Source organism: Paraburkholderia sp. JPY419 (genome assembly GCF_050435705.1).
Classification (GTDB): domain Bacteria; phylum Pseudomonadota; class Gammaproteobacteria; order Burkholderiales; family Burkholderiaceae; genus Paraburkholderia; species Paraburkholderia youngii.
The window spans coordinates 1,469,001-1,481,632 of the sequence record NZ_JBNDKV010000002.1 but is presented as its reverse complement, the minus strand read 5'-3'; the positions used below and the strand labels follow the sequence as shown (position 1 = coordinate 1,481,632).

The following is a 12,632-nucleotide window of genomic DNA, read 5'->3' as shown; positions in this document are numbered from 1 at the left end:
AACGTGTTCGAGTGTATTGACGCGCACGGCCCGAACGGCTGGGCCAGCCCGGCCACAGGCCGCGGAAAGCGCCGCCAGCTGGCTTCTGCGACAATACGGGGGATCAGGAATTGTACGGGAAAGCGCCCAGCCAGGCGCGCGAGCCGCGCCGCTGCGAACTCCGGCAGTTCCACACTCTCCCCACGATTTATGCGCCGCGCTCCTTCGTCAGAACCCTCGCCGATTTCCACCGGACCCCGCAACGACTGGCAAACCATCCTGTCGCTGCTGCCATACCTTGCAACCTACAAATGGCGAGTCGGCATCGCGCTCGGCTGCCTGATCGGCGCGAAGGTCGCGAACCTCGGCGTGCCGATCGTGATGAAGCATATCGTCGACAGTCTCGCGTCGATCCGCCATCTGACCGCGCTCGGCCGCGCGCAGGACGCGCCCGGCATCGTGCTGCTCGGCGGCGTCGGCTTGCTGGTGGTCGCGTATGCAGTGGTGCGGCTGTCCACGTCGTTCTTCACCGAGCTGCGCGAAATACTGTTTTCGAAAGTGACGGAAAGCGCGGTGCGCCAGCTTGCGCTGAAAGTGTTTCGTCATCTGCACGGGCTGTCGCTGCGCTTTCATCTGGAGCGGCAGACGGGCGGCATGTCGCGCGATATCGAACGCGGCACGCGCGGCATCACGCAGCTGATTTCCTATTCGCTGTACAGCATCCTGCCGACGCTCGTCGAAGTCGGTCTCGTGCTCGGCTTTTTCGTCGTCAAATACGAGGCCTATTACGCGATCGTCACGTTCATCGCGCTCGCGGCGTACATCGCGTTCACGGTGAAGGTCACCGAGTGGCGCACGCACTTTCGCCGTACGATGAACGAGCTCGATTCGAAGGCGAATTCGCGCGCGATCGACTCGCTGCTCAACTACGAGACCGTCAAGTACTTCGGCAACGAGGAGTGGGAAGCGAGCCGTTACGACGAGAACCTGAAGCGCTATCGCGCGGCGGCGATCAAGTCGCAGCGTTCGCTGTCGGCGCTGAACTTCGGGCAACAGGCGATCATCGGCACGGGGCTCGTGTTCATCCTGTGGCGCGCGACCCAGGGCGTGATGGCCGGGCGCCTGACGCTCGGCGACCTGGTGCTGATCAACACGTTCATGCTGCAGCTGTATATCCCGCTGAATTTTCTCGGCGTGGTCTATCGTGAGCTGAAGCAAAGCCTGACCGACATGGACCGCATGTTCACGCTGCTCGGCGCGCCGCAGGAGGTGCCCGATGCGCCCAATGCGGTGGCCTTGCGGGTGAGCGGTGCGCAGGTTCGTTTCGATAACGTGAGCTTCGCGTACGAGTCTTCGCGACCGATTCTGCACGACGTGAGCTTCACGATCGCGGCCGGCACGACGACCGCGGTGGTCGGCCACAGCGGCTCGGGCAAGTCGACGCTCGCGCGGCTCCTGTTCCGCTTCTACGATCTCGACCGTGCGACGGGCGGCGCGATCCGGATCGACGGGCAGGATATTCGCGATGTCACGCAGGATTCGCTGCGCGCGTCGATCGGCATCGTGCCGCAGGACACGGTGCTGTTCAACGACTCGATCTACTACAACATCGCGTACGGGAGGCCGTCGGCGACGCGCGATGAAGTGATCGCGGCGGCGCGCGCCGCGCATATCCACGAGTTCATCGAGAGTCTGCCGAAGGGCTATGACACGCCGGTCGGCGAGCGCGGGCTCAAGCTGTCCGGCGGCGAAAAGCAGCGCGTGGCGATCGCGCGGACCATCCTGAAGAATCCGCCGATCCTGCTATTCGACGAAGCGACGTCCGCGCTCGATTCACGCTCCGAGCGCGCGATCCAGCATGAGCTCGACCTGATCGCGCGCGAACGCACGACGCTGATCATCGCGCACCGGCTTTCGACGGTCGTGCACGCGCAGCAGATCATCGTGATGGACAAGGGGCGCATCGTCGAGCGAGGCACGCACGCCGAGCTATTGCGCGCGAACGGCCTGTTCGCGCAGATGTGGGCGCTCCAGCAGCGCGCCGCGCAGACCACCGACGCGGTGGAAAGGGCGGAAGCGGTCGGGGCCGGCGAGAGCACGGCGAAGTAAAGCTCAGCGCGCGCGCAGCAGCCGATCGAGCGCTTCCAGCTGCGCCTGCGTGCCGACGTTCTCCCACACGCCTTCGTACAGCTCGCCGCTCGCGAGCCGACGCGCGATCGTCGCGCGGTAATACGGGCTCAGCGCGCGCCGTGTGCCGCGCGGCAGATCGCGGAACATGCGCGTGTCGTACAGCCCGAAACTGCCGAACGTGAGGCGCGGCTGCGTGTCGAGCGACAGCACGCCGTCGACGAGGCCAAAGTCGCCGTTCGGGTGAAACGGCGGATTCGGCACCATCACCAGATGCATGCCGGGCTCGGGCAACGCCTGCAGCGCGCAGGCGTGCGCATGCAGCGCGGCGTAGTCGTACTCGGTGTACACGTCGCCGGCCACCGCGACGAACACGTGATCTGTGCCGTCGTCGGTCAGTAGCGGCAGCGCCTGCGCGATGCCGCCCGCGGTCTCCAGCGCCTCTTGCTCGGGCGAATAGCGCAGTTCGACCTGCCAGCGCGAACCGTCGCCGAGCGCGGCTTCGAGCTGCGTGCCGAGCCACGCATGATTGATCACGATGCTACGGATGCCGGCCCGCGCGAGCCGTTCGATCTGCCACACGATCAACGGCTTGCCGCCCACTTCGAGCAAGGGCTTCGGGCACGCGTCGGTCAACGGACGCATGCGCTCGCCGCGGCCCGCGGCAAAAATCATCGCTTTCTTCACGGACATCGTCATCGGTCAGAAGGTATAGCCGATTTCTTGCGCGCGGCCTTCGAGGTCGTCGAGCAGCTTCGCGAACCCGCGCAGCGGCGCGTAACGCTCGGCCACCTTGTGCGCATAGCCGATGAAGCGCGGCAGGTCTTTCATGTAATGCGCCTTGCCGTCGCGGTAGTTGATGCGGCAGAAGAGGCCCAGCACCTTGATGTGCCGCTGCAGCCCCATCCATTCGAGCTGGCGGTAGAACTCGCCGAAATCGGCATCGACCGGCAGGCCGGCCTTTTTCGCGCGCTCCCAGTAGTACACGAAGCAGTCGAGCTCGAACTCCTCCTCCCAGCTGAGGAACGCATCGCGCAGCAGCGACACGACGTCGTACGTGATCGGCCCGTACACCGCGTCCTGGAAGTCGAGTACGCCGGGGTTCGGCTCGGCGATCATCAGATTGCGCGGCATGAAATCGCGCAGCATGAAGCTTTGCGGCTGAGCGCGCGCGCTCGCGATCAGCAGCGCGAACGTGCGATCGAGCTGCGCGCGCGTTGCGGCATCGACCTCGCGGCCAAGGTGCCGGCCTATGAACCACTCGGGCATCAGCTCCATTTCGCGATGCAGGAACGCTTCGTCGAACGGCGGCAGCACGTCTTGGCGCGAGCCGAGCTGCCAGCGGATTAGCGCGTCGAGCGCGTCGCGCATCAGCGTGCGGGCCGCGCGGGTGTCCCCCGCGGCCTGCGCGTCGGTCAGCGCGCCGAGGTAGGACGCGGTGCCGAGATCGGTGACGAGCATGAAGCCCGAGTCGAAGTCGACCTCGAGCACGCGCGGCACGTGCACGCCGGCGGCGTCGAGCAATTGCGCGATCTGCGCGAATTCGCGGCATTTTTCGGGCGGCGGCGCGTCGACGGCGATCAGCGTGGCCGCGCCGTTGCCTTGCGGCGCCTTACCGGCGAGCCGGAAATAACGGCGGAAACTGGCGTCGGACGAGGCCGGAACGATCGTGTCGAGCTCCAGCGCATGACGCGCCGCGTGGCCTTGCAGCCAGGCCTTGAGCAGGGAGAGGCGGGTGTCGGTGAAGTCTTGGGTGGAAGGCAGCGTCATGAAAAGCGGCGGCAAATTCTTGGGGACAACGTCTTGCCATATAATACCCCACGACTTTTTTGACGCGACTCACACGCCAGCTTTCGCGTGCTCCGTTTTACCGCCCGCCTTATCACTCGGCAATTGGGAATCCAGACGTGCAGCCGACTCTCACGGTCGCGGTGTGCAGGCGGTGGATCGTGACGGCGGAAGCTTGCACACGGGTCGACTCGCCAAACGATACATGCCGCCCAGACAGCTTTCCGATACCACTCCTTCCTGTGCAGTAGTGCCGCGCAAAAGGCGGCTCGTCGCGGCGCTCGTCGCCGTTCCGGGCCTGATGCCCGCGCTTGCGCACGCCCAGCTGGTGGGGGAAGCTGCGCAACCCCAAGCGGTCTACCCGCCGTGGGGCATGCAGCTCGCGCCGCAGCTCGAGGAGCATCCGCTGCAAACGGGCCAGCGGCCGGCCACCTTCGTGCTCGGCGACCACGCGAGCGGCACGATCGACCAGGACCTGGCCGCCAAGGGCTCGGCCGAAGTGCGCCACAACGCGTCCGTGATCAAGGCCGACGGCCTGCACTACGACCAGGACACGGACATGGCCGATGCGTACGGCAATGTCCACGTGATCAATACCGGCAATACCTTCATCGGGCCCGAAGCGCATCTGCGCGTCGATTCGACCGAAGGCTTCATGACCGCGCCGAAGTATCACTTCACGTTGACGGGCGGCTCGGGCAGCGCGCAGCGCGTCGACCTGCTCGACGCCGAGCGCTCGGTGTTCACGAAGGCGACTTACACGGCGTGCCAGTGCACGGACAATCCGGCCTGGTACATCAAGGGTAGCGAGTTCGATTTCGACACCGGCGCGGACGAAGGCGTCGCCTACAACAGCGTGCTGTTCTTCCAGGGCGTGCCGGTGTTCGCGTCGCCGTGGCTGTCGTTCCCGCTGTCGGGCGACCGTCGCAGCGGTCTGTTGCCGCCGACGTTCTCGCTGAGCTCGACGAACGGCTTCGAGCTGTCGGTGCCGTATTACTTCAACATCGCGCCGAACCGCGATCTGACCGTGACGCCGCGTCTGATCTCGAAGCGCGGTGTGCAATTGCAGAGCACGTTCCGCTATCTGTCGCCGACGTATTCCGGTTCGATCACCGGTGAATTCCTGCCCGACGATCGCCTGACGAAGACCAACCGCTACGCGCTGTACATCCAGCACAACCAGAATTTCGGTAACGGCTTCGGCGGCTACATCTACTACAACAAGGTCTCGGATAACACCTATCCGCAAGACCTGTCGTCGTCGGTCAACCAGTTCATGAACGGCCTCCAGCTCCTGTATCAGCAGGAAGCCGGGGTGACCTACAACAACGGGCCGTGGTCCGTGCTCGCGCGCGAGCAGCACTGGCAGACGCTGGAGGGGTCGACCGCGCCGTACGGCCGCCAGCCGCAGTTGAACGTGAAGTACGCGAAGTACAACATCGGCGGCTTCGACTTCGGCGCCGAAGCCGACTACACGAACTTCCGCATCACCACCGCGGACCTGACCGAAGGCCAGCGGGTGCTGTTCAACCCGTACGTGTCCTATTCGGTGGTGGGGCCGGGCTACTTCGTCACGCCGAAAGTGCAGTGGCACTTCGCGTCGTACAACCTGAACAACATCGGCACCGACCTTAGCGGCGTGCCGAACGCGCAGAAGAATTTCACCGAGTCGATCCCGACCTTCACGTTCGACACGGGGTTGACGTTCGAGCGCTCGGTGCGCCTGTTCGGCCAGGATTTCATCCAGACGCTGGAGCCGAGGCTGTACTACGTGTACACGCCGTACCGTAACCAGAACAACGCGCCGCTCTTCGACACCGCCGAGTCCGACTTCGGTCTCGCGGAAATCTTCACGCCGAACACGTTCGTCGGTAACGACCGGATCGCCGACGCGAACCGCCTGACCGCGGGTCTCACCACGCGCTTCATCAACCCGGCCACCGGCGACGAACGCGCGCGCTTCGTGATCGCGCAGCAGTACTATTTCCGGGATCAGCGTGTCACGCTGCAGCCCTCCCAGACGAGCACGCAGGCCACGCACTCGGACCTGATCGCGGGTGCGTCGATCAAGCTGGGCGCCGGTTTCGCTTCCGAAACGGCGTTCCAATATAATGCGGACAACAACCAGCTCACGAAGACGAGCGTCGGCTTCGGGTTCAGTCCGGAGACCGGCAAGGTCCTCAACGTGGCGTACCGCTACACCCGCGCCAACACCACGCTCGACAACCAGCCGATCAACCAGGTGCTGATTTCGGGCCAATGGCCGCTGTCGCATCGGATGTACGGTGTCGGCCGGTTCAACTACGACCTCGATGGCCACCGTATCGTCGACGGCCTCGTCGGCCTGCAATACGACGCGGATTGCTGGACGCTCGGCGCCGGCATCCAGCGCTACGCGAACGGCCTGAACTCGTCGGGACAGAATCAGTCGAGCACGCGGTTTCTGGCGCAGTTGACGTTCAAAGGCTTGTCGAGCGTCGACAATGGGCTGATGACCGCGTTCCGCACCAGTGTGGCCGGCTACACGCCGTTGCCGCCGCCGCCACCGCCGGAGTCGCGGTTCACCAACTACGAATGACGGTCGCCCGGTCATTCACGGCTTGCGAAAAGACGGGCGAAGCGCCCGACATCATTGGAGTATCTGTGGCAATCATGAAACAGCTTCGCTTGGCAATACTCGCGGCGGGTCTCGTCGCCGCGGCGTCCTTCGTTCCAGTCGCGTCGGTACAGGCGCAGGCATTGGGCGGCAATAGCGGCCAGACGGTCGACACCATCGCCGCGGTGGTCAACAACGGTGTCATCACGCAGCGCGAGCTCGACGAGCGGGTCGGTCTGATTGCGCACCGGCTGAACCAGCAGAACGCTCCGGTGCCGCCGACGGACCAGTTGCGCCAGCAGGTGCTCACGCAGATGGTGCTCGAGCGCATCCAACTGCAAAAGGCCAGGGAAGACGGCATCAACATCGACGACGCAGCCGTGCAGCGCACGCTCGAGCGTCTCGCGCAGGCGAACAACATGCCGCTCGCAATGTACCGCGCGCGCATCGAGGCGCAAGGCGTGCCCTGGGCCACCTTCTCGAACGACGCGCGCACCGAGCTGACGCTGTCGCGTCTGCGCGAGAAGGAAGTGGACAGCAAGATCACCGTGACGGACGCCGAGGTCGCGAACTACATCGCCAGCCAGCGCGGCCCGGGCGCCGGCCAGACGAGCGACCTGCACATGCAGCACATTTTCGTGAGTGCGCCGCTGAACGCGCCGGAGACCGATATCGAGGCGGCGCAGAAGAAGGCCCAGGGGCTGCTCGCCGAAGCGAAGGGCGGGGCGGATTTCGGCAAGCTCGCGAAGGCCAATTCGCAAGCGCCCGACGCGTCGCAGAACAGCGGCGATCTCGGCTTCCTCGCACCGTCGAAGCTGCCGCCCGAGTTCGTAAAGGCCGCATCGGCACTGCGTCCGGGCGAGATTAATCCGGATCTGATCCGCACCAACGACGGCTTCGAAATCGTGCGTCTGGTTGAGCGCCGTGCCGGCCAAGGCAGCAGCGCGGATGCGCCGAAGCTCGTGCAGACGCACGTGCGCCACATTCTGCTGCGCGTCGGCGACGGCCAGTCCGAACCGCAGGCACGCCAGAAGCTGATCGACATCCGCAATCAGATCGCCGCGGGCGGCGACTTCGCGAAGTTCGCGCACACCTACTCGCAGGACGGCTCGTCGTCGCAAGGCGGCGACCTCGGCTGGATCAGCCCGGGCGAGACGGTGCCCGAGTTCGAGCGCGCGATGAACGCGCTGCAGGACGGCCAGATCAGCGAGCCGGTGCGCAGCGAATACGGCTACCACCTGATTCAGGTGCTCGGCCGCCGCGATGCGGAAGGCTCGATTGCGCAGCAGATGGATCTCGCGCGTCAGGCCATCGGCCAGCGCAAGGCGGAACAGGCGTACGCCGACTGGCTGCGCGAGTTGCGCGATACTGCGTACGTCGAAGTGAAGCCGACCACGGCGAACGTGCAGTAACGGAGCCCATGCCATGACGAGCGCTGCTCAGCCCACCCACCGCCCGCTGCAGATCGCGATCACGACCGGCGAGCCCGCCGGCGTCGGTCCCGAGCTGACCGCGCAGGCGCTGGCGGGTGCGGCGGCGCACTGGCCTCACGCGCAGTTCACCGTGCTCGGCGATGCGCAATTGCTCGCTGAGCGGGCGCGCGCGGTCGGTGTCGATTGGGCCGCGCTGCTCGCGCAGGGCCCGCGCGTGCGGCTCGAACCTCACCCGCTCGGCGCGCCCGCGCAGGCAGGCAAGCTCGACGCCGCGAACGGCCGCTACGTGCTCGATCTGCTCGATGCGGCGATCGACGGTGCGGTGGCGGGCAGGTTCGACGCGATCGTCACCGCGCCGCTGCAAAAAAGCACGGTCAACGACGCCGGTGTGCCGTTCACCGGCCACACCGAATATCTGGCCGAGCGCACCCATACGCCGCGCGTCGTGATGATGCTCGCGGGCACCGGCAAGCGGCCGCTGCGCGTCGCGCTCGCGACCACGCATCTGCCGTTGAAGGACGTGTCGGCGGCCTTGACGATCGAAAGCCTCGTCGCGACGCTGCGCATCATCGATCACGACCTGCGTCATCACTTCGGTTTGCCCGCGCCGCGCATTCTCGTGACGGGGCTCAATCCGCACGCGGGCGAAAACGGCTACCTGGGCCGCGAGGAAATCGACGTGATCACGCCGGCGTTGCAGCAGGTGAACGGCGAGGGCATCGACGCGCGCGGTCCGTATCCGGCCGACACGCTGTTCCAGCCGCGTTATCTCGACGAAGCCGACTGCGTGCTCGCGATGTTCCACGACCAGGGCCTGCCGGTGCTGAAATTCGCGACGTTCGGCGAAGGGATCAACGTGACGCTCGGCCTGCCGATCATCCGCACCTCGGTCGATCACGGCACCGCGCTCGATCTGGCCGGCACCGGACGCGCCGACGCGGGCAGCCTGATGGCCGCAATCGACACGGCTGTTTCGATGGCACAGCATCGTCGCGCGGGCTGACGCACAGGTGACCTGAGCGGTTGCGGTGCGCGTGACGCGCCGCGTGGCGTCGTATTTCCACCGTGACGTCTTTCATTCTCAAGCAGTTTTCTTTCTAGCGTTTCTCCGATGTCCACCAGCAGACAGCAAGGCCGGCACCAGGGCCATCTCGCGCGCAAGCGTTTCGGTCAGAACTTTCTGGTCGACATGGGCGTGATCGATTCGATCGTCGACGTGATCCGGCCGCAGCGCGGCGAGCGCATGGTCGAGATCGGTCCGGGCCTCGGCGCGCTGACCGAACCGCTGATCGAGCGGCTCGCGACGCCCGAGTCGCCGCTGCACGCGGTCGAACTCGACCGCGATCTGATCGGCCGTCTGAAGACGAAGTTCGGCGATCTGCTCGAACTCCATTCGGGCGACGCGCTCGAGTTCGACTTCGGCTCGCTCGCGGCACCGGGCGACAAGGCGTCGCTGCGCATCGTCGGTAATCTGCCGTACAACATTTCGAGCCCGCTGCTGTTTCATCTGGCAACCTTCGCGGACCGCGTGATCGATCAGCACTTCATGCTGCAGAACGAGGTGGTCGAGCGGATGGTCGCGGAACCGGGTACGAAGGCGTTCAGTCGCCTGTCGGTGATGCTGCAATACCGCTACGTGATCGACAAGCAGCTCGACGTGCCGCCCGAGTCATTCCAGCCGCCGCCGAAGGTCGATTCGGCGATCGTGCGGATGATCCCGTACGAGCGGCACGAAATGCCGGTAGTCGATGAAAACGTGCTGGGCGAGGTGGTGACGGCGGCGTTCTCGCAGCGTCGCAAGATGCTGCGCAACACGCTTGCCGCGCTGCGCGATACCGTCGATTTCGACGCGCTCGGCTTCGATCTGCAACGCCGCGCGGAGGACGTGCCGGTCGCCGAATACGTGAGCGTGGCGCAGGCGGTGGCGGCGCGCTCGGCCGCGGCGCCGGAGTAGTCTCAACGTTTGACGACGGCGGTGCGCCGCCGTCGAGCTGCTTATCGTTTCGCCGGCGCGTTGACGAGCGCGATGCCGGTCAGCACCAGCAGCGCGGCGATCAGAAAGCGCGCGCTGAACGACTCGCCGAGCAGCAGCACGCCGAAGGTCACGCCGAACATCGGCGTCAGAAACGAAAACACCGACAGCCGCGATGCGATGTAACGCGTCAACAGCCAGAACCACAACAGATAGCTGACGAACGCGACGATCACGGCCTGATACGCGAGACTCGCGAACGCGAGCGGCGTCACGCTTTCCACGCGCACTTCACCGAGCGTGAGCGCCAGCGCGAGCAGCACCGCCGCCGACACCGTCAACTGATAGAACAGCGTCTTGCTTGCGCTCGTCTGCGCGAGCCGCGAGCCGCGCACGACCACCGTGGTCGCGGCCCATGCGATGCCGGCGAGCACGCCGAGCGCATCGCCGGCCGCGCCCACGAGCGTCGAGCCGTGGGCTACGCTTGCAGCCGCGCCGGCGTTCGGGTGCAGGAAGCCATCGGCGAACGCGAGCGCTATACCCGCGAACGCGACGCCGATGCCTAGCCACTGGATGCGCCGCATGCGTTCGCCATCGACGAACCAGTGCAGGCCGAGTGCCGTGAAACACGGCGCCGTGTACAGAAAGACCGCCATGCGCGACGCACTCGTCAGCGTCAGGCCGAAAAAGATGCAAACGAACTCGGCCGCGAACAGCACCCCTGCGAGCAGACCCGCACCGAGCGTGCCGTCGTCACGAAAGAGCGGCGTGCCGCGCGAGCGCGCCCATGCCCACACGAGCAGTGCCGCGATCGTCGAGCGCAGCCCCGCTTGAAAGACCGGCGGCACAGCCGCATTGGTGGTCTTGATCGCGACTTGCTGTAGCCCCCAGATTGCGCATAGGCCGATCATCAACAGGATCGCGAAGCTATCCGGGGCGCGGCGCGCGGGCAAGGCGGTGGTCGTGCTCATCGTGAATAGTCGGCTTTTTTTTGATAGTGCCGGCGAGAGACAGGATTGCCGGGCGAATACGCCCGGCAGCACATCCCCGGGTACAACGTGAAGCCGGGCTTTATGGTCAATCTGGCGCCTCGCCCGAATCTGGGCAGCGGGCGCATGCGTTTCGGGAAGTGTCCAGCGCGAACGGTTGAACTCGAGTCAGTCGACTCGTCCCTTCTTCTGTATCAGCTCGATTTTGTAGCCGTCCGGATCGGCGACGAAGGCGATGACCGTCGTGCCGTGTTTCATGGGTCCCGCTTCGCGCGTCACGACGCCGCCGCGTTTCTTCACCTGTTCGCACGCCGCATAGGCGTCGTCGACTTCGAGGGCGATGTGACCGTAGCCGGTTCCGAGGTCGTACTTGCTCGTGTCCCAGTTGTAGGTCAGTTCGATTGCTGCGCCTTCCGATTCGTCTTCGTAACCGACGAATGCGAGGGTGAACTTCCCGTCCGGGTAGTCGTTCTTTCGAAGCAGGCGCATGCCGAGAACTTCGGTGTAGAAACGGATCGAGGCGTCCAGATCACCGACTCGAAGCATGGTATGCAGGATTCGCATGAGTCCTCCTTTGACAGTTTGTCGATCAATGCATTGACCTGCGGGAATTGTAAATGATTGCCTGGTAGGGCGAAGCGGCGCGGGCCAGCCCGAACTGGATGCGCCTCATGGAATCCGCTCGGACCTATTCCAACAAAAAGGTATGGGCAATCAGGGTTTGTGTCCGGTTGCGCGTTCGATATTAGTGCCCAACACTCAGTATCAATCCGATTCCTCAGATAGCAGTCTGATATATCGGACAATCGATGCGTGAGCCGGCGAATATTCATGCATGCCGAAAGGCGCCGAAGCCGGTACGTCTGCCCCGGAACCCTCCTCTCCGCATAGGACCCTGCCCATGAAGCTTGCCAATCGAGGCGCCAGAGCCGCCTTTCTGTTCGCTGTTGCTGGATTGCTCGCCATCACTGGCTGCACCAAGGTGGCCACGCCGGAGCAGGGCGCGGCGGCAGCTCCGTCGACGCTTCAGGGCGTGTTGCAGCGGGGCACGCTGCGCGTCGGGGACTGCCTGACGTTCGCGCCATTCGGGTTCTACAACAAAGACGGCCAACCGGACGGCTATGACGTGGACCTCGCGAAGGAACTCGCGAAGCAGATGGGCGTGAAGCTCGAGGTCGTGAATACGACGAGCGCGAACCGGATTCCGAATCTGCAGACCAGCAAGGTGGACGTCGTGTTCTGCAACTTCACGCGCAATCTGGAGCGCGCAAAAGTGATCGAATTCACGGCCCCTTACGTGGTTGCCAGCGAAGCGCTGCTGGTCAGAAAAAACAGCGGTATTCAGTCGATCAAGGACATGGGCGGTCGCACGATCGCGACGGTCAAGGGCTCGACCAATGGCGATGAAGTGCGCTCGCTGAATATCCCGGTGAAGATCCAGGAATACGACAGCTCGCAGGCCGCGATACTTGCCGTCAAGCAGGGGCAGGCCGACGCGATGATCGAGGACAACAACTTCCTCGCGTATCAGGCCAAGCTCGATCCTGAACTTGCCGTCACGAACGAAGCGCTGGTCCCGCTCGAATACAACGCTTTCGGCGTCAAGGCCGGTGATCAGGAATGGCTCAACTATCTGAATCTGTTCCTCTTCAACGTCAATGCGTCGAAGCTCAACGCGCAGCTCTACAACAAGTGGTTCGGCACCGATCCGCGCTATCCGCTCAATCCGCAGTTTTGAAGCGCGGCAG

The 12,632-nt window shown here is 64.7% G+C and carries 10 protein-coding genes; 6 read left to right on the top strand and 4 right to left on the bottom strand.

The genetic code is table 11. The features are described from left to right. Positions 1–189: 189 nt before the first annotated feature. Complete coding sequence (locus tag QFZ91_RS12915; RefSeq protein WP_368594723.1) at positions 190–2,088, top strand: ABC transporter ATP-binding protein/permease; 1,899 nt, start codon at positions 190–192, stop codon at positions 2,086–2,088. A 3-nt stretch (positions 2,089–2,091) separates the two neighbouring features. Here the strand turns inward: QFZ91_RS12915 and murU are convergent, their stop codons facing one another. Both murU and QFZ91_RS12905 read right to left on the bottom strand, forming a co-directional pair. Beyond that, entirely contained in the window at positions 2,092–2,805 is a 714-nt protein-coding gene (gene murU / locus QFZ91_RS12910) for an N-acetylmuramate alpha-1-phosphate uridylyltransferase MurU (protein WP_429567459.1), read from the bottom strand. Positions 2,806–2,808: 3 nt separating this feature from the next. After that, positions 2,809–3,876: an aminoglycoside phosphotransferase family protein gene (locus tag QFZ91_RS12905; protein WP_429567458.1), complete on the bottom strand. Its 1,068-nt coding sequence runs from the start codon at positions 3,874–3,876 to the stop codon at positions 2,809–2,811. Positions 3,877–4,099: 223 nt separating this feature from the next. On the opposite strand from QFZ91_RS12905, the gene QFZ91_RS12900 reads away from it, so the two are divergent. From QFZ91_RS12900 to rsmA, 4 genes are all read left to right on the top strand, one after another. Continuing rightward, a complete protein-coding gene (locus QFZ91_RS12900; RefSeq protein WP_429567457.1) occupies positions 4,100–6,472 on the top strand; it encodes an LPS-assembly protein LptD in 2,373 nt (790 codons plus the stop codon). Positions 6,473–6,537: 65 nt separating this feature from the next. Further along, positions 6,538–7,902 (top strand): peptidylprolyl isomerase, encoded by a 1,365-nt coding sequence (locus QFZ91_RS12895; protein WP_429567456.1) that lies wholly within the window; start codon positions 6,538–6,540, stop codon positions 7,900–7,902. A 13-nt stretch (positions 7,903–7,915) separates the two neighbouring features. Further along, positions 7,916–8,926 (top strand): 4-hydroxythreonine-4-phosphate dehydrogenase PdxA, encoded by a 1,011-nt coding sequence (pdxA, locus tag QFZ91_RS12890; protein WP_368715298.1) that lies wholly within the window; start codon positions 7,916–7,918, stop codon positions 8,924–8,926. 108 nt (positions 8,927–9,034) lie between these two features. Next, positions 9,035–9,877, top strand: a complete 843-nt coding sequence (gene rsmA, locus QFZ91_RS12885; protein WP_176367922.1) for a 16S rRNA (adenine(1518)-N(6)/adenine(1519)-N(6))-dimethyltransferase RsmA — start codon at positions 9,035–9,037, stop codon at positions 9,875–9,877. A gap of 41 nt (positions 9,878–9,918) precedes the next feature. On the opposite strand, the gene QFZ91_RS12880 is transcribed toward rsmA, so the two are convergent. Beyond that, a complete protein-coding gene (locus tag QFZ91_RS12880; RefSeq protein WP_176378998.1) occupies positions 9,919–10,866 on the bottom strand; it encodes a DMT family transporter in 948 nt (315 codons plus the stop codon). A gap of 186 nt (positions 10,867–11,052) precedes the next feature. Continuing rightward, entirely contained in the window at positions 11,053–11,448 is a 396-nt protein-coding gene (gloA, locus tag QFZ91_RS12875) for a lactoylglutathione lyase (RefSeq protein WP_176122451.1), read from the bottom strand. Between the two features lie 337 nt (positions 11,449–11,785). On the opposite strand from gloA, the gene QFZ91_RS12870 reads away from it, so the two are divergent. Next, the gene (locus tag QFZ91_RS12870; RefSeq protein WP_176378999.1) at positions 11,786–12,622 is read left to right on the top strand and encodes a transporter substrate-binding domain-containing protein; all 837 of its coding nucleotides are present in this window, start codon (positions 11,786–11,788) and stop codon (positions 12,620–12,622) included. Positions 12,623–12,632: the final 10 nt, after the last annotated feature.